Origin of the sequence: Acidocella aquatica, assembly GCF_030160635.1 — a bacterium.
In the GTDB taxonomy this organism is placed as follows: domain Bacteria; phylum Pseudomonadota; class Alphaproteobacteria; order Acetobacterales; family Acetobacteraceae; genus Acidocella; species Acidocella aquatica.
The window spans coordinates 131,951-156,385 of the sequence record NZ_BSOS01000005.1 but is presented as its reverse complement, the minus strand read 5'-3'; the positions used below and the strand labels follow the sequence as shown (position 1 = coordinate 156,385).

The following is a 24,435-nucleotide window of genomic DNA, read 5'->3' as shown; positions in this document are numbered from 1 at the left end:
GGCCTTGCGAGGGGGGGCTGCGCAGCCGATAATGCGCGCATGAGTGTGACCGCGGAAAATATGTGCGTGACAGTAAATGGCGAAACGCTGGCCTTTACGCCGGGTTTGACCGTGGCCGGGCTGATCGCGCAACTGGGGTTGGATACGCGCAAAGTGGCGGTGGAGCGCAATCTTGAGATCGTGCCCCGCTCAACCTATGCGGATGTGCGCCTGACCCCCGGCGATGCTCTTGAAATTGTTCATTTTATTGGTGGCGGTTAAATGGATTCTTATGTAGGTACGGGCGATGAATGGACCGTGGCGGGGCGCAAATTTGCCTCCCGTCTGGTGGTCGGCACCGGAAAATACAAGGATCTGCCCACCACCGCCGCGGCGATCGAGGCGTCCGGCGCGGAGATGGTGACGGTCGCGGTGCGGCGCGTGAACCTCTCGGACCGCAACGCGCCGATGCTACAGGATTATGTAAGCCCGCAGCGATACACTTATTTACCCAATACCGCCGGCTGCTTCACGGCCGACGAAGCGGTGCGCACCCTGCGCCTGGCGCGCGAGGCGGGAGGCTGGAATCTGGTGAAACTCGAGGTCCTCGGCCCGGCCCCCACGCTCTACCCTGACATGCCAGCCACCTTCGAAGCCGCCAAAGCCCTGATCAAGGACGGTTTCGAGGTCATGGTGTATTGCTCGGACGACCCGATCGCCGCGAAACGGCTGGAGGAGATGGGCTGCGTCGCCATCATGCCGCTGGGTGCGCCGATCGGCTCCGGGCTCGGCGTACAGAACCCGCTGATGATCCAGATGATCATCGAACAGGCAAAAGTGCCGGTGTTGGTGGATGCCGGAGTCGGCACCGCGTATGACGCCACCTTCGCCATGGAGCTTGGCTGCGATGCCGTGCTGGTGAATTCGGCCATCGCCATGGCCAATGACCCGGTGCTGATGGCGCGTGCGATGAAGGCGGGCGTGGAAGCCGGGCGTTTGGCCTTCCGCGCCGGGCGCATCCCGCGCCGTGGCTTCGCCAGCGCCTCCAGCCCGATGACGGGGCTGATCGGATAAATTTTCCCGTCAAAACAAAGGACTAGAGGATAATCGACATGGTCCCGGGGTTGGAGAGCACCCAAAGGTCGAGAAATATCCGTTTCCGCTGAATTTTCAGGGCGCCATTTTGCCGCGCCAGGGTGAAGAGAACATAGCCGGGGAGAATGGCAACCCCCTCGTTGTCGCGCCGCGTGCGGGTGACCAGCATGTTCACCTTGAAGGTGATGACATCGCCATCGACGGCGATATTGCGCAGATGCGTGTAGTTATGGCGTGTCTGCGAGCGCACCGGCGCCTCGGCATGGGCGGTTGGCTTGCCCATGCGGATAACCCGCTGCTCCAGGCGGAAGCGGTCGTCGCTGAGCAGGTAGAGCACCTGGTTGTGTGAGAGGCGGTCTCCCCTTGGCGTGTCCAGCGGGCCTACTTCGTAGAGCAGCTCGCCCTCCGCCCACAGGCCAAGCCAGCTGGTGAGTTGCCAGTCATCGGCATAATCCGCCTCCAGGTAGAGCAGCTGCTCGATCTCTTGCCTCAGGGATGCTTCGCTCATGGCGTGTTGCGGCCTTTCAAACTGCTCATTCAGAGTCGTTAATCACCCGACATCATTTTATCCCACTGCAGCCAGTAGGCGCGCATCTGCATTTCATCGTCATACACGGCGGTGGAATTCTGCGGGGTTTCATCGGGCGTCATGCCTTTGGAGAAATCATTCCACGCGACATTGGTGGTCTCGTAGCCGGTTTGTGCCCATTCCAGCATGGAGACATCATCGGGCGTGGCAAAACCGCCTGGCCCGAGGAAGGAGAGGATGTTCTCCATGCGGATTTCGCGCAGTTTCGGGTGTTCATCCTTGGGGGCGATCGTCCAGGCGCGCACGCGCATGCGGTTGTGCGAGAGGGGGATGATGGTGCGCGCCAGGATGGTCTGCTGGTCGTTGATGACGGAATTGGGGAAGATGACCATGTTGCTGTTCATGTCGCAGACATTGGCGCCAAGCTCCTCGCCCAGCCGGCCGATGACCTCGTTGCGCTTGGCCTCCAGTAACAGGCGCGCCTCCTCGCCCCAATGGGGCAGCCATTGCGCGACCGGCCGGCCGGAGAGCACCGGAATTTCAAACGCGCCGTGGCCGTTGCCGAGTGTCATCACCGTGCCGCCCAGTTTTGGGTCCAGATTCGAGCCTTTGAGTATCTCCTTTACGTAATCGAGATATGTCGCGTGCGTCTGCATCAGGTGGTAGCCGTCATAGCTGTTTTCGCAGAGCAGTTTGTAGTTGGCGCTGATGTCGTATTCATGCACCCCGGCGATCATCTCAAAGCCCGCGGTGGTTTGCAGGGCCATGCGGTCCAGCCGCGCGCCGGCACCCTGCAGGTAGTCATCCAGCGGGCCTGCATTCTCATCAAAATTCACGAAGTAGAAACCGGCGCGTTGCGCGGCATTTTTAATGCGTTGCAGGCGTACAGCGCCCTCGCCGCGTTGCAGATAGGCGGCGGGATAACCGGCATCGGCCTTCGTGGAGCCGGTGGAGGCGAGGTAGCCGTCGTTTTTATAAACCCAGCCGTGATAAGGGCAGACGAAGACGCTGGCCTTGCCCTCCTTATGCTTGCACACGGCGGGGCCGCGATGCATGCAACTGTTGAAAAACACATTCACATTGCCGGCGCTGTCGCGGTTGAAGATCAGTTCGCGGTCGATCACGCGGCGGGTGACGAAATCGCCCGGTTTGGCGATTTCCGTTTCATGGCCAAGGACGATCCAGGATTTGTAGAGGATTTTTTGTTTTTCCTCGGCGAAAACCTCCGGCGAGGCATAGGCGTCGCGGTGAACGCGAAAGATGTGGTTCTGTGGATCGTACTGCAGGAAACGCGATTGATGTTGACCGATTCTGCTCATGATACCAGCTCTTTCAGATATGGCGCTACGCTCCGGCCAGGGCGGATTGCGCCTGGCCGCGCGATTTTTGCCAGGCATTCCATTGGGCTTCGTATTTCCGCATGAATTTCGGGTATTCCCGGTAGAGGCGCTGCGGGCTGAGGCGGCCGGTGCGCGTCATGAAGTCAAACGCCAGGGTGATGGCGTCCATATTGTCCATCTTCGCGGCGACCTGCTCATACCATTCGTAGCTTTTCTCCATTGCGTCCACCAGCTTCGCGGTCTCGGGGGTGTGGCGGCGCTGATATTCAGCCAGCGCGCGGGGCAGGTTGTCCGGGTTGTCCGCCAGGGCGCCGATGAGGGCGATGGCGTCTTCCATGGCGATGCGGGTGCCCGAGCCGATGGAGGGGTGCGGGCTGTGCAAAGCGTCGCCAATGAGCACGCGATGGCCAACCGACCAGTGTTTGCAGCGGATCACGGGCAGGCTGACCCAGTCCGAGCGGTTGCTGAGCAGAGGGTGGCCCTCCAGCTCGGCGGCAAAAATCTCCTGGGAAAAATCCATACGCTGCGCCGCGGTCATGCGGTTGAGGCCGGAGCGGGTCCAGGCATCAGCGTCGCATTCGGCGACGAAGGTGCTCATGGTCTGCGAATGCGGGTAGGCCGCGGCCCAGAAATGGCCGTGCGGCGTGGTGCGGAAGGAGAGAATGGGGCTGGGGAATTGCCGGGTGGTGCCATACCACGCCATGCGGTTGGTCAGATACCAGGTGGAGCTGCCGAACTGGCCCTCATAGGCGCGCCGGACCACGGAGTTGACGCCATCGGCGCCGACAATCAGCTCAGCGTCCAGCACGTCTGGGTTTTCGATGCGCGATTCATAATGCACCGGGATACCGCGCGCCTGGCAAAGGTCCTGCAAGGTGTTGAGGAGCTTGATGCGGGCGATGGCGCCGCCATAAGCGCCGCCCTCGATGAAGACGGCATCGCCGTTGTGGGAGAACACGCGGTCGCGGGTGATGCGCGACGCGGCCATGATGGCGTCGGCGGCCTCGGGGTCGGCATCGCGGAAGCGGTCCAGGCCGCCCTCGGCCAGGATGATGCCAAAGCCGAAGGTGGCGCCGGCGGGGTTTTGCTCAAACACCTCGACCGCCGCGCGGGGAAAGCGGCGGCGGGCCAGAAGCGCGAAAAACAAGCCGGAAGGGCCGCCGCCGATGACGGCAATTTTCTTCATGTCAGGGTTCGTTCTCAAGGATGATGCGATCATTGGTGTATTCCACCAACCGGCCGCGAATCCCGCCCGAGAGCGCTGAGTTCCATAAAGCCACGCGCAGGCCAAGGGCTTTGCGCTGCAGGGCCAGCGTGCCGGCCGCCTGGATTCGCCAGTAGCCATGGCGCGGCGGCGCGAGCGTGACCCCGGCCATCCCCCGCGCGGCTTCCACCAGCGGGCTGAACTCGGCGAGGTCGGCGACGAAAATGGTGACGCTCATGGGGCGGCTCCCAGAAGCGCCTCCAGCGCGGCGCCCTTGGCCTGATAGATTGCCTCCACATGCTGCAATCTGCCCAGCCCTGCGCTCAGGCGGCGCTGTTCCTCCTCGATGGCGGCCCGCATCGTCAACTCGGCGTCGGCGATGTCGAGCGGGAGGATCGGCCGCACCTGGGTGCCGATTTCGATGAAGTAGCCATTGGGGTCGCGGAAATAGATCGACTCCACGATCTCATGCTCGATTTGGTACATGATGGGCACGCCCCGGCCCTCCAGCCGGTCGCGCCAGGCCAGAAGTTCGGCGCGGCTCTCGACCCTCCAGGCGGTGTGGGTGGCGTCGCTGTCATATCGGGGGTGGTGGATGAGATGCTCCGGCTGGCTGGTGCCCAGGTAATAGAAAAAGGCGATGGTGCTGGCGTTGCCGCTGTCAAAGAAGAAATGCAGGAAATCGGGATGGTTATCAGCCCCCCAGCCGCGCGCCGAGACGCAGTGGATGAGCGGCAGCCCCATGGTGTCGCGGTAGAATTCCACGGTCTCCTTGAGCTTCCAGGTGGGGCGGGCCGTGTGGTGCACCCCGTTTAATCGCAAACTCTCCGCCACCGCACTCTCCCCTGCCCGGCCGATGCCCCGCCCGCCAGCCCCGCGGACAGGCGCCGCCGCTCCCGGCAAAGCCAGTTCCGTCCAATACGTCCAATAATCGACACTTTCGTCAGGCTTTGTCAAGGTTCATGTGCTGGGAGGGATGGCGGGGGCGGCCCTCGTTAACTTGAACTCAAAATGCGCGGCTCACCATTCTCAAAACCCCCGAACATGGCTATTCCTCATACAAGAGGTATGACCGGCGGCTCACTGACCAATTTTTTTCTTAAAAGGCTGTTTTATACAAAATATACGCTCGAAAATTTTAGTAACCCGATCTTGGCAAGGGATGTCTTGGTGAGCGATCTAATGCAGATGTTTTCATTTTTAAGAGAGATTTCTCCTGATGCTTCTGCCGGATTTCCAAAGCGCACCCAAAAAACCATATTCTCGATCGGGACGCTGGTTACAAAAAATGAAGAATATGAAGCTGCGCTGAAAAGTTTTCTGGAAGCAGGATTTGGTCCAGAAGATTGTGAGTATCTGTATATTAACAACGTCAATACAAACCAAGCCTCGGCCTATCATGGCTTAAATTGTCTGCTCGATGCCGCTCAAGGTGACTACGTCATTTTATGTCATCAAGATATACGGCTGTCTTTCGATAATCGGCACATTCTTGAAGCACGATTATCAGAACTTGACATGATCGACCAAAATTGGGGCCTTGCGGGGAATGCCGGAGGGGTGGCATTAAATTCATTATCCATGCGGATTACCGATATTTATGGAGAGAACCAAAGTATCGGGACATTTCCCAGGAAGGTGATGTCTTTGGACGAAAATTTTATCCTCGTCAGAAGGCGCGCGCGGTTAGGCTTTTCGAATGATTTATCCGGCTTTCATTTCTATGGAACGGATATCTGCCTTAATGCGAATATCATGGGATATAACGCATACGTTATAAATTTTCATTTACGCCATTTAGGCAGAGGCCAAATGGGCGCAGATTTTCATTCCGCGCGGCGCGCGTTTGAAAAGAAATGGAATCATGCGCTTCGCCCCCGGTTGTTGCAGACAACTTGCGCGCAAATTATTGTTGGATACCAGTGCAGGCCCGATCGACGCATCATCGTTTTTCGAATAAAAAGTTTACTGAAACGAATAGAAAAAACTTTTGGCCATCTTATGAAAAGCCTCATGCGGCAAAGCTAATAACCCGCTGCACCACGATAATGGATTTTGGACGATGATGAACTCCAGCGAAAATTGGCCTGAACAAGACCTCGAATGGCTCGGCAAATGCCCCGCCTGCGGCGGTGAACACCGCTCGCAGCTTTTTGCCGGACTCCGCGACCTCGCCTTTCAGGTCGCGCCTGGAACCTGGACGATGTGGCGTTGCCTTGGCTGCGAGGCAGCCTATCTCGACCCCCGGCCAAGTGAAAACTCGATCGGCCGCGCCTACCAGAATTATTACACCCATAAGCAACCCCGCAGCGCGATTTCAGACCGCCGCAAGCGGATAAAAATCCGCCGGCAGATGGGCTACTACAACGCGCATTATGGCTATGATTTTCCCGGGGCATGGCCGTTCGGCAAATTCATTTTCAAGCTTGACCATGCGAAGGCTTCAAGAGCCGACTACGCCATCAGGCATCTTCCCGCACCATCACGCAAGGATGCGATGGTGCTGGATATCGGATGCGGCAACGGCAGCTTTTTGTTGACGGCACGCGATCTGGGATATGCCGCGGTGGGGCTTGAGCCTGACGGAGATGCTGTAAAGCGCGGGCTCGCGGCGGGGTTGGATGTGCGATTAGGCCTCTTGCCTGACTCCGGCCTTCCGAAGAGTTCGTTCGATTATATCTTTCTCAATCACGTCTTCGAGCATTTGCACAGGCCGCGAGAGGCAGCCGCCGAGATTCTCAGCCTGTTGCGGCCCGGCGGGCGTGTTTGGCTGTCCCAGCCAAATCTGAATGCCATCGGCCTCTCACTGTTCGGCGAATTTTGGCGCGGCTTGGAAACACCACGGCATTTATGTTTATACACATGCAAAAGCCTGACCCGGGTTTTGCATGAAGCAGGCTTCATCGATATCAAAATGCTTCCCGCAGAGGCGGTGGCTGAATCGTATTTCCGGCAAAGCCTGGCAATGCAACAGGGTCTAAACCCGCAGCAAACAGAATCGCCGCCAGGGTGGGAAATAGACGGAAAAAAACAGGCGCGCGCCGCGGATAAAGCCGCTTTTCGTACCCCGGAACGGGGGGAAAGCCTTGCCATGACCGCGAGGCGGCCAGGGTAATTCGTTCAACCACCCAACCTCAAATTTTTACGCGAGCAATTGCCGTAGCCGCCCGTCCCAGTTGTGGTCTTGCTTGATGCGCGAAATCAGATTTTCATCAATGGTTGGCGCATTCAATGCCTTTGCGAGTTCAGCTTCTGGCTGGGGATGCACCATCGTATAGGTGGAAACAAGCGTTGAAGCATCACCAAGTTCCGTAATGGCGGCGTTTTGCGATGTCACGACGCGGCAACCGGCGGCGATGCTGGTAATAACACGATCGTTAAACCCATGGTCCCAATTCGGGGAAAAATCGAGAAGGACCTTATAATCGGCAAAAAGATCGGCCAGAAAATCATGCCGCACCGGCTTTGCCGAATATGTTATGTTTGGCCGGTCTCCGAGTATTTTCTGCCACCCGGCGCCAATGATATCAATTTTCAGAGATTTAATCGAATCAACGATCTGAATACGGCGGCGGCGTTTCTCTGAAGCGTCGATCGCCGTAAGGAGGCTGATGATCCGGGGATCATACATTTCCTGAAACGGTATCTGCATAAAATTTTTAACCGATATGGCGACGTTTGAATGTATCTCATCATTCATGACATGTTTCGCCAAACTTGCCTTACGGCGTCCGTCCAGTCCAAAGGGATCGAGAATATCAATTATTTCCTGAAGAGTTTGCGATGCATGGACATTCAATTCCTGCCCGATGTTCGCCAGAACCACAATTTCCGATCGCTTCTCGTCATCGGGATTATCACGATTTTGCCTGCCATCTTCGCGGTTAAAATTTCCCGCAAATGGGAAATATATGCACCTGTCTCCGATCCAGCTCTCAACGAATTTCATATATGAGCGGTCAGGAAACAGGCAATATAACCGCTCGGAGTGCCGGACCTTATTAAAATAATCACGCGTTTTCGATGTTGAATCAAAATCATAGATAATCGGGTCCAGAACCCAGAAATAAATGTCTGATTCGAAATAATCAACAATCGGCATTCCATTGCATTTGTACCTGAGCGGTACCGACCCCATCAGAAAAACCTGATCAAAAAATCTTCTATGAAAAAAGCCCAGTTTCCTCCTTTGGCTTTTGTCACTCAGGTTCAATATCGTAACATCGATATCATTCGCGATGAGCCCGCTGGCAAGTGATCCGGCCAGGGAGATTACCGTATTGCTGGAATGCGACCAGGCCAGAATAAGAGCCCTCTTGCCGCCTTCAACGAGGTATGATTTGCGTTGCCGCCATTTGTAATAACACGCCATGAGTCCGGACATTATATAATCGTCCCCGTGACTTGTTCAGCGCGAAAGCCCGCTGCGCGCGCCGCATGGTTGAAAAGACGTTCCAGGGCATGTTCGAGCGCGCCGTTGCCGCGTCCTGCATCGGAAGTTTGGAAAGCCGCAGACAGTTGCAAACGCCGAAGTGGCTCCAGAGCTTGCGGCCTTGCCCAGAACATCGTGCCTTCGAAAAAATCAAACGTATCGCCTTGAATGGGGGCGCCCATGCGCGCCGCAATTTCTTCCACCACTGGGCGATTGTTCCCAAGCAGATCGCGCGGCGCCGCGCTGTCTGAAACAATGAAGAAACGGGCGGGCCCGGCAATTCCGATTTTTGGATCATCCTGAAACAATCGGATGATTTTATGTAGCTGAGCGCCGGTGGCGATGAGGTCAAGGAATGTTGCGCGGCGCCAGATGTCGCCAAAAATCAGCACGCGGCCATGGCTGACCGATTTTTTGCCATGGATTTTGCAGACGAAATCAAATCCGTCGAAGGCGCCCTCCTCAAGGAGCAACAGAAAGGGGCGCACGTCGCGGCCGGAATTCTCGACGATTCGGACGATGGCGCCAGGAAAGGCGGCGGTCACGCGGCTGGTTAAGTCTTTATTTTCACTCGTAATTGTCAGGAACAACGTGAAGGGCAGGCTCCACCGCCCGAGCAAGGTTGCAATCTCTGACCATAAATCAGCGTAGTGGAGGTGCAGCGCCACGGCGATGCGCGGGGTGGGGGTGATGGTGGCGGGCGCGCCAGCGGGTGCGGCTGGCGGCCAGCCCGTTATCAGCTCCGGGTGCTCGCGCATGATATCCCCATCCGGCGGCGTTTGGGAGATGCGGGCGAAGCGCACATGTTTGCAATATGTTTTGTATTGCCGCTTGCTCCCGGCCGGAAAAATCTTCACACCGTCAAAATTCAACACGCCCAGGCTCAGAGTTTTAAAGCGCCGGCGGAGGCGTGCCAGCATCGCCGTGCCCCGGCCAACACGCTCAAGCGCCGCCTCACCCGGGGCAAACGAGAGGGTCACGCCGGTCTGCTCCGGGTCCACGAAAAAATTTAACCCCAGGCCCACGGGGAGGAGCCACTCACGCGGTTGCGCGCCCGCCTTCTGTAGCCCGATTTTCAGGTAGCCGCGCGATTGAGCGGCCGCGAAGGGGCGCAAGAGATAAACGCCGCGCAGGGGGGCGGGGGGCTGGTGGGGGTCAGGTGCCATGGTGTTGCCTTCCTCGCGGCAAAATGGTGCGCGCGGTTGTCATAATGCAACGCCCATGACCGCACCAGCCGCGCGGCGGATCAGGCCGGGGTTATAATCCCGGCGTAGAGCGATTTGCCGGTCATATCCACCAGGGCATATTGCAGCTTGCCGGCGGTGATATGCAGGGTCATGAAACCATGCGCCCCGGAGGCGAAGCCGCCGCGAATGGCCGCGCGGGGGGTGTAGGTCTGCGAACCGGCGCCGGTGACGACATAGGTGGTGCCGTTCATCGCGACTGATTGCAGGCAATGGTCATGCCCGCAAATGTAGAGCGGCACATCATGCTTCATCAGCACCGGGTCGAGCCGCGCGATGAGGTCAGGCTGATCGTGATCCTCGCCGTCGCCATCGTCCAGCGCGGTGTAGATGGGGTGATGGCCGACAACGATTTTCCAATGCGCGGTGGAGGCGCCCAGGGCGCTATCCAGCCAGTCGAGCTGGGCCTGAGAATCCTGGCCTTCGATTTTCACCTTCGAGCCGAGGTATTTTTTGATGAACGGCGAAGTGTCCAGATAGAAGAAATCAGCGCGCGCGCCATCCGGCAGGGTCTGCGTTTCCATGTAATAGCGCGCGGGCAGCTGCCAGCGGTGGCTCCTGGCGCTGTAGTCAAGCTGCGCCTGCACGTTGCCGCGGTAGTCATGGTTGCCGAGAATGACCTTCCAGGGGCTCTGAAGCGATGGGGCGGTGTAGATCTTCTCGAAAGAACTCTCCCACTGCGGGTCATCGACGGCGGTGACACCGTCCTCATAAAAATTATCGCCGACCGAGACGGTGAATTTGGCGCCTATGGCGGCGGCCGTTTTGCCCATCTGCACGGCGACGGCGCGCTGATCGTCATGCCCATTGCGGCCCCAGTCGCCGATGAGCACGCAGTTGAGGGCTGCCGGGTCCGCCAGCGCGGGCCCCACGCCGAACGCCGAGCCCGCCCCCAGGGCAACCGAGGAGGAAATAAACCGCCGGCGTGTAAGCAACATCAAACAACCTCTCAGAATCTCCGACCCGTCTAGCAAACCCGCCAGCGTCTCGTCTGCTACAATTCAATGACAGCCTCAGGCCCGCATCGCCTCGATTTTGTCCCAGATGGCCGCGGCGAGATTAACACCGTCAAAGCGGGAGATTTGTTGCAGGCCGGTTGGGGAGGTGACGTTAATTTCGGTGAGGTAGCCGCCGATGACATCGATGCCGGTGAAAAGCAGACCTTCCCGTTTCAGCGTGGGCGCGATGCGGGCGCAGATTTCCCGCTCGCGGGGGGTGAGTTTGGTGGGTTCCGGGCGGCCGCCGGCGTGCATGTTGGAGCGGCTGTCGCCCTCGGCGGGGACTCGGTTGAGGGCGCCCAAAGGTTCGCCGTCAATCAGGATGATGCGTTTGTCGCCCTGGCGGACAGCCGGCTCGTAGCGCTGGACCATCAGCGGCTCGCGGGAGGCGGCGAAGAACATGTCCAGCAGGGAGCCGAGGTTTTCATCGTCCGACTTGAGGCGGAAGACGCCGATGCCGCCATTGCCGAACAGCGGCTTGACGATGATGTCGCCATGCAGCTTGCGGAAATCCTTGATCGCCCCCCGGTCCCAGGCGATGAGGGTGGGGGGCATCAGGTCTGGAAAATGGGTCACCAGCAGCTTCTCAGGAGCGTTGCGCACGGCGGCGGGGTTGTTCACCACCAGGGTTTTGGGGTGGATGTGCTCCAGCAGATGCGTGGCGGTGATATAGGCCATGTCGAACGGCGGGTCCTGGCGCATCAGCACCACGTCCATCTCCGCCAGGTTCACGGTTTTTTCGGGGCCGAATTCATAGTGTTTGCCGGCGACGTTTTGGACCGTGACAGGCCGCACGCGGGCCTGGAGCGTGGCGCCATTCAGCCACATGTGGTGGACTTCATAGTGCCAGAGCGCATGGCCGCGCTTTTGCGCTTCCAGCATCAAGGCAAAACTGGAGTCGCCCGTGATATCGATGCTGTGCATCGGGTCCATCTGCACTGCGATTTTCAAGCCGGCCATGTGATCCTCAATTCTCTGTTGAGGACAACCTATCAGGAGGCGGCGGGGGGCTCCAGTGCCGCGGCTGTGGTGGGGTGTTCCAGGCTGAGTGTGCACCGGGTGGCATCTCCATTATCGGGCACGGCGGTGGCGACATGGGGAATACCGGACGCATCGGGGTAGAGGATGAGATTGAGGCCGCAGACCGGGGAATGGTAGAGCCAGACCTGAGCCGGGCCATCGACCCGGAGCAGCGCCGGGTGGCCAAAAGCGGCATCAAGCGTCGCGGGGGTGGCGCCAACCAGATTGCCGGCGCTGAGCAAGGGGACGGTTGACCCGCTTTGCGCGGTTTGGCCAGGCACATCAGCGCAGCCCGCAAGCAATATGACACCGCACGCCGCGCCAAGAAGTCTAAATCTGATCCGCTGCGCCATGCGATTCCCGGAAGCTGAAGCCCGCTTGTCTATAACAAATGCATAATACTTTAACAGGACGATTCGGCGCATTCGGGCATAGTTTTTTCCGCGAAGCACAAATTTTTTTCGCCACAATCAAATCAGCGCGCCGCCTTATTCGTGCCTTGGTCGCAAGCCAACTTGTTCACATGGATGATTGATCCATGATCCTGACGACGGAGAATAAAAATGCCCGTGAATATGCTGAAGACCGAAGCTGACCTGCGCCATGCCGTGATTGACCGGTTGATCGCGGCTTCATTGAGCAACGGCAAACCAAGCCTTGAGGCGACGATCGAGCGTTGGCGCCGGATGAGCATTCCGGCAACTGACGCGGCTAAAACCGAGATCAAGGCCTCCTGAGCGGAGCGCGCTAATTTGCCGGGAAGACCGTGACCGGCACCGCCTGGTAGAACGCCGGGAAGGTTGTTTGCAGTGCCCGCACCTTGGGAATGTCGTTGATGGCGATGTAGGGGTAATGCGGGTGGCGAACCAAAAAATCCTGATGATACGCCTCGGCCTGGTAGAAGGGCATGGCCGGAGCCAGCCGGACCACGATAGGGGCCGGGAAAATATGCGCCTTCGTGAGTTGATCGAGATAAAGGCTGGCGATTTTTTGCTGTTCGGGTGAGGCGTACCAAATCTCCGAACGATACTGCGTTCCGCTATCCGGCCCCTGGTAGTTCAGCTCCGTGGGGTCCGACGCGACGGCGAAGTCAATTTGCAGGATTTTACCGTAGGAGATGATTTTCGGATTGAAAATAATCTGTACGGATTCGGCATGTCCGGTCAGGCCGGTGCTGACGGTCTCGTATTGCGCGGTGCCGGCGCCGCCGCCTGTATAGCCGGAATAAACATGAATAACGCCCCTCACATGCTCAAACACACCCTGCATCCCCCAGAAGCAGCCGCCTGAAAGCGTCGCGGTTTCAACCCCGGCGGGGTTTGGCGGGTCATAGGCGGGAGGCGGCACCGCCGGGCTGGCAAAAGCAGCCCCGGCGATCGCCTGGGCAAGACCAACGGCGAGGAAGGCCGGGAAGAGGCGCCAAGGATGGCGGCTTGTTCGTGATCCTGACATGGAAACCTGCTTTATCTTGGGGTCTGGACGATTGGCACTTATATAGTGTGCCAAGGCCGCAATGTGGGAAAATTCCGCCCGGCCCGCGCCATAAAGTAGGAGATAAGCATGACCTTGCCTGTTGAGCCCAGTTTTCCCGTCAGCCACACGGAAGCCGAGTGGCGTGAGATTCTTAGCCCGGAGCAGTATGAGGTTTTGCGTGGCCACGGCACCGAGCGCCCTGGCAGTTGCGCGCTGAACCAGGAGAAGCGGGCGGGCCGGTTTTCCTGCGCGGGGTGTGGGCAGGATTTGTTCGTTGCGGTTACGAAGTTTGAAAGCGGCACCGGCTGGCCCAGTTTTAACGACCCGGTTCCCGGCGCGGTGGCGACCTCGGTTGACCGCAAATACGGTATGATAAGGATTGAGGCACATTGCAGCCGTTGCGGCGGGCATCTTGGCCATGTGTTTGAGGATGGCCCGGCGCCGACCGGGTTACGCTATTGCATTAATGGCGTGGCGCTGAATTTTACGCCGGAGGGGTGACGATGTCCGCTGGGCGTTCACGTATCTGCCGATTACCTGGCCCTACCGAACCAATCTGATCGGGTATTCACCCAGGCAATAAAAAACCTGCGAGGCTTGCGCCGCGCAGGTTTTTTTGAGCCCGGAAGCTTAAATTCAGGTGATCACGATGCTATTGGCGCCAGTGGAGCCAGCCACTGTGGTAAGCGAGGCGGCCGTCACGCCGGAGAGTTTGATGGTCGAACCATCGGTCAGGGTAATGACAGCGCCGCTGAAGCCAGGGGCGGTCGAATCGGCCATCGAGAAGATGCCCAGTGTATTGGTCGAACCGTATATGGTATCGTTCAGGTAGATCGAGCTGTTGGCCGAGCTGAAATCCGTGATCAGATAGTTGCTCGTACCGTTAACGGTGGTCGCGGCGTTGCTCACGAAGATATACAAATTGTTCGTGCCGGAAACGCTTGAGTTCGAGCCGGTCAGCGTGCTGCTGGAGGAGCTGCCCAGAATGAAGGCCTGCTGCCCGCTGCCCGCGGTGGACACAACGGCGTTGGCAACCACCGCACCCGTGCTGCCGGTATATGCCAGGCCAAGCTGGAAGGTGTTGTTCGATGAAGTGGCACTGCCGATAAGAGTTTCGCTGCCCTGATAGGCGAACATCAAGTTACCAACTGATGAATTGCCCTGGAGGTAGTCACCCGCGCCAGCTGCCTGCAGGGTCACCGCGCCGGAACCGCCAACCAGCGAGTTGCTGCCCGCGCGGCCGCCGACATAGTAACCACCACCCGCGCCGCCGTAAGCCGTCACGGAGTTAGGAGCGAACTTCCCGACGCCATAGTTGCCGGAAAAGACGGTTGCGGCATTGGAGCTGTTATTGATGAAGTCCAGCGTACCGCCAGCGTTCTGGGCGAACTGCACGGCGACGGTGGAGGAGTCGTTCGCGTTAACGGTCGTGGCGCCGCCATAAACATAGACAGTCGCCGTCGAATTGCCATCAGCGGTAACGGTATCGAAAGCCGCGCCGACGTTAACAGTGTCCTTGCCGGCGCCCGCCTGGGACGTGCCGCCGCCCGAAAGCACGATGTCGTAGGACGAATTCGGATTAACGTTCGTGCCGTAGGCGCTGATAACATCTCTGCCGCCAGCGGCGAAAATGGAATCCGCCGCACCCGTGGTGCCACCATTTGTATCCGTATACACAACGTTGCTGGTGGCGCCGAACAGAGCCAGGGACGTATTCCCGTTGCCGGTAACCACCGACCTGCCGGGAACTTCCACGAGCAGGTTCGTCACGTTAGCGGCAACAGCCAGACCCGGGTAAGGCGCGGCGTTAACCGTCGAAATACCGCCGACCGAGTCAGTGTTCGTGAATTCCTCGAAAAACTTACCGCTGGAGCCGGAAACGGTATAAACTGAACCAGCCGTGAGATCGTTGTTGATCAGGCCGACAACCGGGGTTCCGCCCGGAACGGAGCTGGAAATTGAGCTGCTGATACCGTTGAGGTATGCCTGCAGAAGGCTGTTGACGCCGCTGCCCGCACCCACGGGGCTGAAGGCTGACGGAACGGTAACGATACCAACCGCCAAATTGGGGGACCCGCCGACTGTTAAGCCTACTGTACTTGAAACGACTGCTGACATAACACTACCCCTGATTTAATCACTTCGAAATTTTCTTACCGCTGCAGTGCAGCGCTGGCAAGTACAATCTTTAGTTAATTTCTATGACAACTCCATTACGCTAATCACTTTTTCGAGAAGATACACCTTCGAAACCGTAAATTTAGCACAACCTAACGATGTTTATTTTTGGATATTATTTTATTTTTAAAAATTAAGCACAAGTTTATGTACATTGTCTCTTCGAATCGTTCCGGCACCCGGAAAAACGGCCGCCTCGGCCCGGCGGCCAGCGGCCATGCTTGACAGTACCGGCGCCAAGCCCGCATCAGCCACGGTATGAGCCGCCGGTCAAACGAATCGCGTCTGTCATGAACGATCCCGCGGCCAAGCGCCCCGACAAGCTCGTCAGCCTCGAAGTTGCCCGTTTTGCCGCGGCCCTTTGTGTCGGGACCGACCATATTGTCAGCTTCACCGCCTCGCTCAGCCCCAATCCGGTGCTTGGTGGATTTGATCTGCCGCCGATCACCTCGGTATTGTTCTTCTTCGTGCTCAGCGGGTTCGTGATCTATACCGCGCACCGGCAGGATTTTGGGCAATTGAACCGGCTGCCCCGGTTCGCATGGCGGCGGTTCTGGCGCATCTACCCGGTTTATTGGCTCTCGCTCGCCATTCCGCTGTTTTTTTTATGGCCCACCTGCACCCCCGGTTATCTGGCGCAGATATTCACCCTCGCCCCATTCACCCGCAACAACAGCTTCCGCGAACTGATCCCGCCGGCCTGGAGCCTGCGTTTTGAAATCGCGTTCTATCTGATGTTCGCGCTGGCCCTGCTCCCGCGCGTGGGGCGCTATATTCTTGGCGCATGGATATTTCTTGCCGCCTGGCATGTGTACCAGCCGATGAAGCCCATGGGCTTCATCCTACGGCTGCCCCATGCGGTGGCATGGCATTTTTTTGGCGTGCACGAGATCATGTTCTTTGCCGGGCTAGGGGCGGGTGCTACCTTTTTCCGGCTGCGGTTGCACCATCGCTGGCTGTGGTTGCTCCTGGGCGGGGCAAGCGCCGCCCTCATGCTGCTTACACAGATGGATGCCTGGGGTTTTGCCTACCCAAGCCTGGAGCGCACGCCGCTGGTCGCCGCCAGCTTTGCCGCAATCATCGTCAGCCTGGCGGCGTTGGAGCGTGGCGGGCATCTGCGCCTGAACCAACGCCTCACCCGGCTTGGCGCCATGTCATACCCGTTTTATATCATCCACCCCTCGGTCCTGTTTCTGGGCAGCGCGTTCATCTATGAGCACCCGGGCGACAAGCATATGTTCAGCCCCCTCACCGTATTCGTGGCTTTCATGGCCGCATCGCTCATCGCGAGTGCGCTGGTTACGTTTTTATATGACCGGCCGTTGCAGCGCCTTGCGCGCCGGATATCGCCCTAACCTCTACTCGCCGGACATTTCGCGCCGCCTGCGGTCCAGCTCCTCGTTATAGCGGCGCAAGGCATATTGCTCGGTCAGCAGCCCCAGCACATTGCGGGTGTCCGGCCCGTCCAGCACGGCCAGCGCATCGGCTTCCGCCGCCTCGAAGGCCGCCAGTGCTTCCTTCACCGTCATCGCGGGCAGCAGGAAATGTTCCTGATGGTGCAAAATATCGCGCACCGTGCGCCCTTCGCCGGTAATCGCGAAGGCCTCCGCCGGATAGGCAATGCCGGCGTAGGCGGCCTCGGCGTCGGTCACGATCACGCGCTGGGTGGAGCCAAGCGGCACCTCGGCGCGAAACGACACCAGGGTCATGCCTTGATGCACCATCGCCGTGGCGCGGCGCATCATGCGCCCGACGGTGAGGGACTGGATCCAGCCGACATCCACGGCGCTGCGGATTTGTTCGCCGCGCAGGTGGAAGCGCCAGGTGGCGAAGGAGTAGCCAAACAGGCGGCGCACGGTTATCGCCGAGACGATGGAGGCGGCCAGCACCGCCATGGTGACGCCAAAGTTCTGCGTACTCTCCAGCGCCAGAAAGGTCATCGTCATCGGCCCGCCGACAACAGCCACGGCCAGGGCGCTCATGCCGACCACGGCATAGAAGCCGCTCGGCATGGGGGTGACAAAGGGCAGCACGGTGAGCACCCCGGCAAAAACCTTGCCGAACAGCGCGCCCAGAAACAGCGAGGCGAAAAACAGGCCGCCGCGAAAGCCCGAACCGATGGAAAATGCCGAGGCGACCGATTTTATGAGCAGAAACCCAAGCACGGCGAGAAACGGATAGGCGATGTTGATGTCGGCATGCAGAGCGGAATGGCCCGAGGACATGGCTTTAGGCGTGATGCAGCCAAGCAGGCCGGCCACCGCCCCGCCCAGAACGGGGCGCGCCCAGAGCGGAATGCCCGAGCGGCGGAACAAGCCCTCAATGGCGGTGACACCGCGCATGATGGCAATGCCGGCCAGTCCACAGGCTACCCCCTCGACCAACACGGCGGCATAGGCGGCGTTTGGCACATCGGCCGGCAGGGTCACCAGCAAGGGCGCGGTGCCACCGGAGATGATCTGCACCGTGAGCGTGCCCGCCAGGGCGGCGATCACCACGAAGGGCAGCGTCGCAATCGAATATATGCCGATGATCAGCTCGATGCCGTAAAAGGCGCCGCACAAGGGGGCGTTGAAGGCGCCGCCGATGGCCGCGGCCGTGCCGCAGCCGACCAGCACCCGCAAATCATTACGCCGCAGCCGGAAACTGCGCCCCAGCCGGGAGGCGATGCCAGCACCCAGCTGGGCATAGCCCGCCTCCATGCCGACCGAGGCGCCCACGCCGTTGGACCAGGCGGTCTGCGCCGCCACGATCAGGCTGTCATTGAGCGAAACCCGCCCGCCGTAGAGCGCGTTGGCCTCCACCGGGTCCACCAGATTACGCGGGCGCAGGCGGGCCAGCGCCCACATGCTGACACCCAGAACCGTGCCGCCCAGCACCGGCACCAGAAAAGCCCGCAGCGGCGCGATGTGCACGGATTCCGAAAGCCCCTGCCCCGAGGGCAGCGCGAACAGCCGCTCGTGCATGATCTGCGTGATGGCGTTGATAATGACCACGCCCACCCCGCTGAGCACCCCTACGGCGGCCGACAAAATCGCCAGCCATATCTCGTCGGCGCGCACCAGCGCGCGCAATATCTGCGGCGCGTGCATCACCCAGTCGCCAATTGGCCGTAGTGACGGCGGTTTCGTTGTTTGCTGGCTCACATCCCCCTGTTGCCACGGTCCCGCCTCGGCTAACAAGCGCCATGCCGAATGAAATTTTGCCTCCCCCACTCCGCGAGGTCATAAAAACCTACGATCTGCGGGCGGATAAATCGCTGGGGCAGCATTTTTTGCTCGACCCGAACCTGCTGGCCAGCATCGCGGCGCGGGCGGAGCCGCTGGCGGGGGTCAATGTCATCGAGATCGGCCCCGGGCCTGGCGGGCTGACCCGCGCGCTGCTGGCAACCGGGGCGCGCCATGTCACCGCCATTGAATTTGACCCGCGCGCGGTGGCCGCGATCAAAGCCCTGGCGGAATCCGCACAGGGCCGGCTCACGATTCTCCAGGCCGATGCGATGAAGGCCGATCTGCCCGCGCTGGTGCCGGCACCGCGCGCCATCGTCGCCAACCTGCCCTACAATATCGGCACGCCGCTGTTGATCTCATGGCTGATGCAGGCGGCGCAATATCAGTCGTTCACGCTGATGTTCCAGCTCGAGGTGGCGCAACGCATCTGCGCCGCGCCCAACACCCCGGCCTACGGGCGGATCTCCGTGTTGGCGCAATGGCTGTGCGATGTGGCGATCGTCATGCAGATTCCGGCCAGCGCCTTCGCGCCGCCGCCAAAGGTGGACTCCGCCCTGATCCGGCTGGTGCCAAAACCCAATCAGCCGCCGAGGCGCCAGATCCAGGCCATGGAGAAGCTTACCGCCGCCGCCTTTGGCCAGCGGCGCAAAATGCTGCGCGGGGCGTTAAAGGGGATCGGCGGCATCGCACTTCTGGACGCAGCGGGCATAGACCCGGCCCGGCGCGCCGAAACGCTCAGCGTTGAGGAGTTCGAGCAATTGATGATGGCGATTTTAAAGCAGGGCTGAAGCCCGCCTGTTGCCGCGGCGTGACCGGCGCCCGCCTTAAACACAGATTATTGCAGGTTGCGGTTCGGAGCGTCGGTGCTGACAGGCTGAACGCTGGGAGCTTCCGCGACTTCGCTGCCCTGGCCGTTGGCTGCAATAACCGTGCTGGCCGCCGGTTTGTTGTAAATGAAGCCATAGGTCGGGTAGGCGGCGCCCCAGGTGCTGCTGTCGCCCAGTTCCACCTGAACCTGGGACCAGTCGTTATTCGGGGATACGTCCTGCATCGTGACATCATTGGTGATGGTGCCGCGGACCCAGTTGGCCTGGGTGACGAGGATGGTGCGGCTGTCGATAACGCCGGTGACAACGGCGACATGGCCGAGCGGCATGCGGCCGATGGCGCGGAAGTTCAGCACCGCGCCTTCAACCGGGGTATCGCCCCGCGCGTAACGGCCGGCCGCCTCGGCCCACCAGAGAAAGGCGTTGCCGGTCAGGTCGATATGCGAAACTTCGCGCGCATAGGGGACGCATTGCAGGCCCGAATGATGATAGCGCGCGACGCGGTTGTGGGCGTAATGCGGATGGTATGCCGCGGTTTTCAGATGGGCCGAGGTGTAATGGTGGCGGCTGGCAAGGCGGACATGGCTGCGCAGGTGGCTATGGGCCGAGGCTATGTGCGGCGCGGTGTGATGAACATAATGATGGGTGGTTGCGTGAGCAGCGGTGGTGCCGAGGAACGATGCGCCGGCCAGTGCCGCGCCGAGCAGAATCAAGCGGGCTTTTGCCCCAAATCCGCTGAACTTGCTTTTGCCGGCCATCAAATACTCCGCCCCAGATTGCCGTTGCGCCAATATGTCATGCTAAGGGGCTACGGGTGGAATGCGTTAAGCGCAATACGAAATTGCGGCAAAAATGCAACATAGTGACAAAATCGTCATTTGCCGATGATGAGCGGAAACAAGTTAAGACAACATTCCTATTTGAGTTTTTGGTTATGTTTTTTTCGTCCCATGAAATACGGCCGCCCGTTTCAAGAGGCGGCCGCGACTCCATGATCGAAGCGTAACCGCTTCAATCTTATAACAAAAAAACTGATTTGCGGTTTAACGGCAGGCGGTGATCATGATCTCGACCAGATAGCCGGGGTCGGCCAGAACAGCCTGCACGCAGGCGCGGACGGGCGCGGCGCCTTCGGGCAGCCAGGCGGTCCAGACTTTATTCATGGCTTCGCGGTCTGCCATATTCTTGAGCCAGATATGCGCCTGGAGCAGGCGGGTATTATCCGTACCATGAATTTCCAACAGGGAATCGATCTGCGCCAGAACATCCTTGGTCTGGGCTGTGATGTCCTGGCTCGGATCGGAAGCGACCACGCCCTGGGTGTAGACAAAGCCATGGTACTCCAGGGCCTTGGACAGGACCGGATTGGCATCGGTGCGGATTATGCGGCTCATGATAGGTTCCTTTTTTCAAAAAATTCAGGGGTTGATGATGTGCGGCACCACGGCCGGGGCGCCGTTCAGCCCATCGGGGCCGCTGTTGCCGCCGTTGCGCTCGCAATCGCTTATCTGGCTTTGGCGGTCATGCTCGGCGCCAAGCTTCTCGCCATCGAACACGTGCGTCGGCATCGCGCCGTATAGCAGCCCGTTCTGCGAGGGGCGGGCCTGCTCATCGAGCGTGCTGGCGTTATAGGCGGCATCGGCCTGGGCGGTGCAGGCCGCATCGTCGGCCTGCTGGGCCTGGCTTTCCGGCTGGACTGGCGCGCAGGCGGCGAGCGCGCCGCAGGCCAGAACGGCCATCAGGAATTTCATCATATGTTTGCACCCCGGGCTTGTGTGTGGGGCAATAGAGCGCGCAGGGCCGTTTCGTCAAAACCCCCGGCCGTATTGAGCGGCACCAGGGCGGCGGCGCGCAGCAGTTGCGGGTGGATCTCAATGCCCTCGCCGCCCCGCGCCAGCCAGGGGCGCACCCAGGCGGCATCGGCCAGCAGCGCCACCAGGGCCAGCAGGCGCAGGCAGAGGGAAACGCCGTGCGGCGTATCCAGCCCCGCGGTTTGCTCCACCGCGACGGCCCAGGCGGCGGCGTCAGCGTCGGCCAGTATCAACTCCACCGGCGGGGCGGGCGGGGCCAGAAAGCGAAAACCGCGTGCCGGTGCCCTCTTCAACCGGCCATGCGCCGCCTCCAGCGCCTGCTCCAGGTCGCGCTTGCTCACCGCCGGGAGCGAGGAGGCCGGCTGGCCGAGCTGGTGCAGCACCTCGCCAGCCGGGCCGATCAGGGTTTCAACCGGCAAGGTCGAGCATGATCTTGCCGATATGCGTGCTGCTTTCCATCAGCGCATGAGCGGCGGGGGCGTCTTCCAGGGAGAACACCTTGTCTATGACGGGGACAACCTTGCCCGCCTCCAGCCACGGCCAGACCTTGCGCTTCAACGCGGCGGCGATGGCGGTTTTTTCCTCCGTGGTGCGCGGGCGCATGGTCGAGCCGGTATAGGTGAGGCGCTTGGTCATGATCGGCAGCAGGTCCAGCCCCTCCGCCTTGCTGCCCTGCATGAAGGCAACCTGCAAAAGCCGCCCGCGCAGGGCCAGGCATTTGAAATTGCGCTGCGTGTAGGGGGCGCCCACGATATCGAGCACCACATCGACGCCGCGATTATCGGTCAGGGTGGCGATGATCTCGACGAAATCCTGGGTGCGGTAGTTGATGGCGGTGGCGCCGAACGCCTCGATGGCGGCGCATTTTTCCGCCGAGCCGGCGGTGGCGAAAACCTTGGCGCCGCTCGCCAGGGCAAGCTGGATGGCGGTGAGGCCGATGCCCGAGGTGCCGCCATGAACCAGCAGGGTCTCGCCCGCGCTGAGATGCCCCATGTCAAACAAATTGGCCCAGACGGTGAAATAATTCTCCGGCAGGGCGGCGGCCTGCAACGCGGTGAAGCCGTGCGGCCAGGGCAGGCATTGCCCGGCGGGCACCGCGACATATTCGGCGTAGGCGCCGCCGTTGCACAAGGCCGTGACCTTGTGGCCGGGGTAGAAGCCGCTGGCCATCGCCCCCAGCGCCACAACCTCGCCAGCCGCCTCGAGCCCCAGAATCGGGCTGGCGCCGGGCGGCGGCGGGTACAGCCCCTTGCGCTGCTGCACATCCGGCCGGTTAACCCCGGCGGCGGCGACGCGGATGAGTACATCGCCGGGCCCGGGCACGGGCAGCGCGCAGCGGCCGATGCGCATAACCTCCGGCCCGCCGGGGGCGGCAATTTCGATATAGCGCATGCTGTCGGGAAGTTGGGTCATCTGCATCACCTTGCCGGGTTTGGTGCCAAATGCGAGTTTAGCGGCGATGTCATACCTCACCCGCCGATTTCTGCTCGCCAGCCTCTCTACCAGCCTCATAGCAGGCCGCGCCAGAGCCGCCGCGCCGCAGGCACAGCCCCCTGCCCCGGCGGTGACCGGCGTTGTGCTGCCGCTCTCGGGCGATCTCTCGTTGATCGGGGATGAATGCCTGCGCGGCATACATCTCGCCGCCGGGGCGGTGAACGCGGCGGGCGGCATCGCGGGGAAAGAAGTGGCGCTGGTGGCGGCGGATGCCGTGGACCAAAGCCATGTGGCGGCGGCGGTGAACGGGGTGATTGGCGGCGGCCACGCCGGAGTCGTGCTGGGCACCGGGGCTTCGGCGCTCTCCTACCCTGGCTCGGCGGCGGCTGAATTGGCGCAGGTGCCTTATATTGAGCTCAACGCCCCGGCCGATGGCCTCACCGCGCGCGGGTTCAAATTCCTGCTCCGCACCGGGCCTACGACCAGCATGATCGGGGGGCTGGCGGTGGGCGCCATCCAGAGCCGGTTCGCGGGGCGCAAAATTGGCCTGCTGTTCAATACCGGCGCCACCGGCGGGGCGATTGCGGCAGGGGTGATCGCGGCGCTCGGCAACGCGAAAATCCCCGTGCTGCTGGCCATCGGCTACCCGGAGGATGTGACCGATCTGTATGACCCGGTTGGCCGGTTCATGCGCGCGGGGGTGGAGCTGGTGCTGCATGCGGGCGGACCGGCGGATGTGCTTGGGTTTTATCTCGCCATGCAGGAGCAGGGCTGGCGGCCTGGCGCGGTGATCGGCTGCGGCAATGGCTATATGCTGCGCGAAACGGCCGATGCGCTGGGCGCGGCGTTCGATGGCACGCTGGTCATCGGCGCGCCGTTTTATCCCGCGGCGGCGGCGCCGATCGCGCAGGCGTATCAGGCGAAATACGGCACCCCGCCGCGCGGCGCGGACAGCCTGACCGCCTATGTTGGCGCGAAACTGGTGTTCGACACGCTGAACGCCCAGGGCGGCAGCGCGGACAAATTGCTCGACGTGCTGCGCAAGGTGGATATTCCGGCCGGCGGCCTGGCCAACGGGTTCGGCGTGGCGTTTGATGCCAGCGGGCAGAATACGCGGAGCTTCGTGACGCTGCAGCGCTGGCGCGGTTCACAGCTCACGCCGGTATGATGCTGGCCCGGCGGCTTGGGTTGCTGGCGGTTTTTCTGGCACTGGCCGCCTGCGCCGGGCCACGGATGGCCTCGCCCAGCCATTTTGGCACCCCCACGCCGCTCACCTGCGTGCCTTATGCGCGCGAGGTCTCGGGCATTCAGCTCGATGGCGACGCCTATGAGTGGTGGGGCGAGGCCGATGGTGTGTATCCGCGCAGCCAGAGGCCCGCGCGCGGCGCTGTTCTGGTGTTCGCGCCGCATGGCCGCATGGATGTGGGGCATCTGGCGGTGGTCACGGCGGTGCGCGGGCCGCGCAACATTCTGGTCACGCAATCCAACTGGCTGCCGCACCGCATCGAGCACGGCCAGCCGGTGGTTGATGTTTCAGCGCGCAATGACTGGACACGGGTGCGGGTGTGGTATGAGCCGGCGCACCAGCTGGGCCGCAAGGTGTATCCCACCTATGGGTTTATCCTGCCGAATTAATCAGAT

28 protein-coding genes are annotated in these 24,435 nt (G+C 60.7%); 10 read left to right on the top strand and 18 right to left on the bottom strand.

What is annotated here, in order from left to right:
- Window positions 1-60: 60 nt before the first annotated feature.
- Both thiS and QQJ84_RS01295 read left to right on the top strand, forming a co-directional pair.
- Window positions 61-261 carry a sulfur carrier protein ThiS gene (gene thiS, locus QQJ84_RS19565; protein WP_456304803.1) on the top strand — a complete coding sequence of 67 codons (201 nt, stop codon included), beginning with the start codon at window positions 61-63 and terminating at the stop codon, window positions 259-261.
- Window positions 262-1,053: a thiazole synthase gene (locus QQJ84_RS01295; protein WP_456304802.1), complete on the top strand. Its 792-nt coding sequence runs from the start codon at window positions 262-264 to the stop codon at window positions 1,051-1,053.
- A 22-nt stretch (window positions 1,054-1,075) separates the two neighbouring features.
- Here the strand turns inward: QQJ84_RS01295 and QQJ84_RS01290 are convergent, their stop codons facing one another.
- From QQJ84_RS01290 to QQJ84_RS01270, 5 genes are read right to left on the bottom strand one after another with little or no spacing between them, the layout of a single operon-like run.
- Window positions 1,076-1,582, bottom strand: a complete 507-nt coding sequence (locus QQJ84_RS01290) for an aromatic-ring-hydroxylating dioxygenase subunit beta (protein WP_284256094.1) — start codon at window positions 1,580-1,582, stop codon at window positions 1,076-1,078.
- 38 nt (window positions 1,583-1,620) lie between these two features.
- On the bottom strand, window positions 1,621-2,922 hold the full coding sequence (locus QQJ84_RS01285) for an aromatic ring-hydroxylating oxygenase subunit alpha (RefSeq protein WP_284256093.1): 1,302 nt from the start codon (window positions 2,920-2,922) through the stop codon (window positions 1,621-1,623).
- A 25-nt stretch (window positions 2,923-2,947) separates the two neighbouring features.
- The gene (locus QQJ84_RS01280; RefSeq protein ID WP_284256092.1) at window positions 2,948-4,129 is read right to left on the bottom strand and encodes an FAD-dependent monooxygenase; all 1,182 of its coding nucleotides are present in this window, start codon (window positions 4,127-4,129) and stop codon (window positions 2,948-2,950) included.
- Window position 4,130: 1 nt separating this feature from the next.
- Window positions 4,131-4,385, bottom strand: coding sequence for a hypothetical protein (locus tag QQJ84_RS01275; protein WP_284256091.1), 255 nt, complete (start codon window positions 4,383-4,385; stop codon window positions 4,131-4,133).
- Window positions 4,382-5,104 (bottom strand): VOC family protein, encoded by a 723-nt coding sequence (locus QQJ84_RS01270; protein ID WP_284256090.1) that lies wholly within the window; start codon window positions 5,102-5,104, stop codon window positions 4,382-4,384. The genes QQJ84_RS01275 and QQJ84_RS01270 overlap by 4 nt, the downstream gene beginning before the upstream one ends.
- 54 nt (window positions 5,105-5,158) lie before the next feature.
- Here QQJ84_RS01270 and QQJ84_RS01265 point away from each other — a divergent pair, with 54 nt between their 5' ends.
- Together QQJ84_RS01265 and QQJ84_RS01260 are read left to right on the top strand one after the other, a co-directional pair.
- A complete protein-coding gene (locus QQJ84_RS01265) occupies window positions 5,159-6,175 on the top strand; it encodes a hypothetical protein (protein WP_284256089.1) in 1,017 nt (338 codons plus the stop codon).
- Between the two features lie 34 nt (window positions 6,176-6,209).
- Window positions 6,210-7,262, top strand: coding sequence for a class I SAM-dependent methyltransferase (locus QQJ84_RS01260; protein WP_284256087.1), 1,053 nt, complete (start codon window positions 6,210-6,212; stop codon window positions 7,260-7,262).
- A 27-nt stretch (window positions 7,263-7,289) separates the two neighbouring features.
- On the opposite strand, the gene QQJ84_RS01255 is transcribed toward QQJ84_RS01260, so the two are convergent.
- The 5 genes from QQJ84_RS01255 to QQJ84_RS01235 form a co-directional block, all read right to left on the bottom strand.
- Window positions 7,290-8,531, bottom strand: a complete 1,242-nt coding sequence (locus tag QQJ84_RS01255) for a glycosyltransferase family protein (protein ID WP_284256086.1) — start codon at window positions 8,529-8,531, stop codon at window positions 7,290-7,292.
- The gene (locus QQJ84_RS01250) at window positions 8,531-9,745 is read right to left on the bottom strand and encodes a rhamnan synthesis F family protein (protein WP_284256084.1); all 1,215 of its coding nucleotides are present in this window, start codon (window positions 9,743-9,745) and stop codon (window positions 8,531-8,533) included. Before QQJ84_RS01250 ends, QQJ84_RS01255 begins: the two co-directional genes overlap by 1 nt.
- 80 nt (window positions 9,746-9,825) lie before the next feature.
- Window positions 9,826-10,761, bottom strand: coding sequence for a purple acid phosphatase family protein (locus QQJ84_RS01245; protein ID WP_284256083.1), 936 nt, complete (start codon window positions 10,759-10,761; stop codon window positions 9,826-9,828).
- Between the two features lie 75 nt (window positions 10,762-10,836).
- Window positions 10,837-11,781, bottom strand: a complete 945-nt coding sequence (gene gshB, locus QQJ84_RS01240; RefSeq protein WP_284256082.1) for a glutathione synthase — start codon at window positions 11,779-11,781, stop codon at window positions 10,837-10,839.
- Window positions 11,782-11,813: 32 nt separating this feature from the next.
- The gene (locus QQJ84_RS01235; RefSeq protein WP_284256081.1) at window positions 11,814-12,122 is read right to left on the bottom strand and encodes a hypothetical protein; all 309 of its coding nucleotides are present in this window, start codon (window positions 12,120-12,122) and stop codon (window positions 11,814-11,816) included.
- 282 nt (window positions 12,123-12,404) lie between these two features.
- Between QQJ84_RS01235 and QQJ84_RS01230 the strand changes: the two genes are divergently transcribed.
- Window positions 12,405-12,578 (top strand): hypothetical protein, encoded by a 174-nt coding sequence (locus QQJ84_RS01230; RefSeq protein ID WP_284256080.1) that lies wholly within the window; start codon window positions 12,405-12,407, stop codon window positions 12,576-12,578.
- 10 nt (window positions 12,579-12,588) lie between these two features.
- Here QQJ84_RS01230 and msrA read toward each other — a convergent pair whose 3' ends face one another.
- A complete protein-coding gene (msrA, locus tag QQJ84_RS01225; protein ID WP_284256079.1) occupies window positions 12,589-13,293 on the bottom strand; it encodes a peptide-methionine (S)-S-oxide reductase MsrA in 705 nt (234 codons plus the stop codon).
- Window positions 13,294-13,401: 108 nt separating this feature from the next.
- Between msrA and msrB the strand changes: the two genes are divergently transcribed.
- Window positions 13,402-13,815: a peptide-methionine (R)-S-oxide reductase MsrB gene (gene msrB / locus QQJ84_RS01220; RefSeq protein ID WP_284256078.1), complete on the top strand. Its 414-nt coding sequence runs from the start codon at window positions 13,402-13,404 to the stop codon at window positions 13,813-13,815.
- 135 nt (window positions 13,816-13,950) lie between these two features.
- Here the strand turns inward: msrB and QQJ84_RS01215 are convergent, their stop codons facing one another.
- On the bottom strand, window positions 13,951-15,432 hold the full coding sequence (locus tag QQJ84_RS01215; protein ID WP_284256077.1) for a beta strand repeat-containing protein: 1,482 nt from the start codon (window positions 15,430-15,432) through the stop codon (window positions 13,951-13,953).
- Window positions 15,433-15,782: 350 nt separating this feature from the next.
- Between QQJ84_RS01215 and QQJ84_RS01210 the strand changes: the two genes are divergently transcribed.
- On the top strand, window positions 15,783-16,847 hold the full coding sequence (locus tag QQJ84_RS01210; RefSeq protein ID WP_284256076.1) for an acyltransferase family protein: 1,065 nt from the start codon (window positions 15,783-15,785) through the stop codon (window positions 16,845-16,847).
- Window positions 16,848-16,850: 3 nt separating this feature from the next.
- Here QQJ84_RS01210 and QQJ84_RS01205 read toward each other — a convergent pair whose 3' ends face one another.
- Window positions 16,851-18,638, bottom strand: a complete 1,788-nt coding sequence (locus QQJ84_RS01205; RefSeq protein WP_348522653.1) for a chloride channel protein — start codon at window positions 18,636-18,638, stop codon at window positions 16,851-16,853.
- 41 nt (window positions 18,639-18,679) lie between these two features.
- On the opposite strand from QQJ84_RS01205, the gene rsmA reads away from it, so the two are divergent.
- Window positions 18,680-19,510 carry a 16S rRNA (adenine(1518)-N(6)/adenine(1519)-N(6))-dimethyltransferase RsmA gene (gene rsmA, locus QQJ84_RS01200; RefSeq protein ID WP_284256075.1) on the top strand — a complete coding sequence of 277 codons (831 nt, stop codon included), beginning with the start codon at window positions 18,680-18,682 and terminating at the stop codon, window positions 19,508-19,510.
- Window positions 19,511-19,557: 47 nt separating this feature from the next.
- On the opposite strand, the gene QQJ84_RS01195 is transcribed toward rsmA, so the two are convergent.
- The 5 genes from QQJ84_RS01195 to QQJ84_RS01175 form a co-directional block, all read right to left on the bottom strand.
- Entirely contained in the window at window positions 19,558-20,307 is a 750-nt protein-coding gene (locus QQJ84_RS01195; RefSeq protein ID WP_284256074.1) for a CHAP domain-containing protein, read from the bottom strand.
- Between the two features lie 285 nt (window positions 20,308-20,592).
- Window positions 20,593-20,943: a RidA family protein gene (locus QQJ84_RS01190; RefSeq protein ID WP_284256073.1), complete on the bottom strand. Its 351-nt coding sequence runs from the start codon at window positions 20,941-20,943 to the stop codon at window positions 20,593-20,595.
- Window positions 20,944-20,967: 24 nt separating this feature from the next.
- A complete protein-coding gene (locus QQJ84_RS01185) occupies window positions 20,968-21,303 on the bottom strand; it encodes a hypothetical protein (RefSeq protein ID WP_284256072.1) in 336 nt (111 codons plus the stop codon).
- Window positions 21,300-21,779, bottom strand: a complete 480-nt coding sequence (locus QQJ84_RS01180) for a hypothetical protein (RefSeq protein ID WP_284256071.1) — start codon at window positions 21,777-21,779, stop codon at window positions 21,300-21,302. The genes QQJ84_RS01185 and QQJ84_RS01180 overlap by 4 nt, the downstream gene beginning before the upstream one ends.
- Window positions 21,769-22,773 (bottom strand): NAD(P)H-quinone oxidoreductase, encoded by a 1,005-nt coding sequence (locus tag QQJ84_RS01175; RefSeq protein WP_284256070.1) that lies wholly within the window; start codon window positions 22,771-22,773, stop codon window positions 21,769-21,771. Before QQJ84_RS01175 ends, QQJ84_RS01180 begins: the two co-directional genes overlap by 11 nt.
- Between QQJ84_RS01175 and QQJ84_RS01170 the strand changes: the two genes are divergently transcribed.
- Window positions 22,751-23,962 (top strand): ABC transporter substrate-binding protein, encoded by a 1,212-nt coding sequence (locus QQJ84_RS01170; RefSeq protein WP_284256068.1) that lies wholly within the window; start codon window positions 22,751-22,753, stop codon window positions 23,960-23,962. The genes QQJ84_RS01175 and QQJ84_RS01170 overlap by 23 nt on opposite strands.
- Window positions 23,959-24,429 (top strand): CHAP domain-containing protein, encoded by a 471-nt coding sequence (locus tag QQJ84_RS01165; protein WP_284256067.1) that lies wholly within the window; start codon window positions 23,959-23,961, stop codon window positions 24,427-24,429. The genes QQJ84_RS01170 and QQJ84_RS01165 overlap by 4 nt, the downstream gene beginning before the upstream one ends.
- The last annotated feature ends 6 nt before the right edge of the window (window positions 24,430-24,435 follow it).

Excerpts from the sequence above, each read along its gene's own strand:
- QQJ84_RS01230 (WP_284256080.1), top strand. The coding sequence starts at position 12,405 with ATGCCCGTGAATATGCTGAAGACCGAAGCTGACCTGCGCCATGCCGTG.
- QQJ84_RS01195 (WP_284256074.1), bottom strand. The coding sequence starts at position 20,307 with ATGGCCGGCAAAAGCAAGTTCAGCGGATTTGGGGCAAAAGCCCGCTTG.
- thiS (WP_456304803.1), top strand. The coding sequence starts at position 61 with ATGTGCGTGACAGTAAATGGCGAAACGCTGGCCTTTACGCCGGGTTTG.
- QQJ84_RS01165 (WP_284256067.1), top strand. The coding sequence starts at position 23,959 with ATGATGCTGGCCCGGCGGCTTGGGTTGCTGGCGGTTTTTCTGGCACTG.
- QQJ84_RS01175 (WP_284256070.1), bottom strand. The coding sequence starts at position 22,773 with ATGACCCAACTTCCCGACAGCATGCGCTATATCGAAATTGCCGCCCCC.
- QQJ84_RS01260 (WP_284256087.1), top strand. The coding sequence starts at position 6,210 with ATGATGAACTCCAGCGAAAATTGGCCTGAACAAGACCTCGAATGGCTC.
- QQJ84_RS01215 (WP_284256077.1), bottom strand. The coding sequence starts at position 15,432 with ATGTCAGCAGTCGTTTCAAGTACAGTAGGCTTAACAGTCGGCGGGTCC.
- msrB (WP_284256078.1), top strand. The coding sequence starts at position 13,402 with ATGACCTTGCCTGTTGAGCCCAGTTTTCCCGTCAGCCACACGGAAGCC.
- QQJ84_RS01275 (WP_284256091.1), bottom strand. The coding sequence starts at position 4,385 with ATGAGCGTCACCATTTTCGTCGCCGACCTCGCCGAGTTCAGCCCGCTG.
- rsmA (WP_284256075.1), top strand. The coding sequence starts at position 18,680 with ATGCCGAATGAAATTTTGCCTCCCCCACTCCGCGAGGTCATAAAAACC.
- QQJ84_RS01190 (WP_284256073.1), bottom strand. The coding sequence starts at position 20,943 with ATGAGCCGCATAATCCGCACCGATGCCAATCCGGTCCTGTCCAAGGCC.
- QQJ84_RS01245 (WP_284256083.1), bottom strand. The coding sequence starts at position 10,761 with ATGTTGCTTACACGCCGGCGGTTTATTTCCTCCTCGGTTGCCCTGGGG.
- QQJ84_RS01265 (WP_284256089.1), top strand. The coding sequence starts at position 5,159 with ATGCGCGGCTCACCATTCTCAAAACCCCCGAACATGGCTATTCCTCAT.
- QQJ84_RS01295 (WP_456304802.1), top strand. The coding sequence starts at position 262 with ATGGATTCTTATGTAGGTACGGGCGATGAATGGACCGTGGCGGGGCGC.
- QQJ84_RS01285 (WP_284256093.1), bottom strand. The coding sequence starts at position 2,922 with ATGAGCAGAATCGGTCAACATCAATCGCGTTTCCTGCAGTACGATCCA.
- msrA (WP_284256079.1), bottom strand. The coding sequence starts at position 13,293 with ATGTCAGGATCACGAACAAGCCGCCATCCTTGGCGCCTCTTCCCGGCC.
- QQJ84_RS01250 (WP_284256084.1), bottom strand. The coding sequence starts at position 9,745 with ATGGCACCTGACCCCCACCAGCCCCCCGCCCCCCTGCGCGGCGTTTAT.
- QQJ84_RS01170 (WP_284256068.1), top strand. The coding sequence starts at position 22,751 with ATGCTGTCGGGAAGTTGGGTCATCTGCATCACCTTGCCGGGTTTGGTG.
- QQJ84_RS01255 (WP_284256086.1), bottom strand. The coding sequence starts at position 8,531 with ATGTCCGGACTCATGGCGTGTTATTACAAATGGCGGCAACGCAAATCA.
- QQJ84_RS01185 (WP_284256072.1), bottom strand. The coding sequence starts at position 21,303 with ATGATGAAATTCCTGATGGCCGTTCTGGCCTGCGGCGCGCTCGCCGCC.
- QQJ84_RS01210 (WP_284256076.1), top strand. The coding sequence starts at position 15,783 with ATGAACGATCCCGCGGCCAAGCGCCCCGACAAGCTCGTCAGCCTCGAA.
- QQJ84_RS01280 (WP_284256092.1), bottom strand. The coding sequence starts at position 4,129 with ATGAAGAAAATTGCCGTCATCGGCGGCGGCCCTTCCGGCTTGTTTTTC.
- gshB (WP_284256082.1), bottom strand. The coding sequence starts at position 11,781 with ATGGCCGGCTTGAAAATCGCAGTGCAGATGGACCCGATGCACAGCATC.
- QQJ84_RS01290 (WP_284256094.1), bottom strand. The coding sequence starts at position 1,582 with ATGAGCGAAGCATCCCTGAGGCAAGAGATCGAGCAGCTGCTCTACCTG.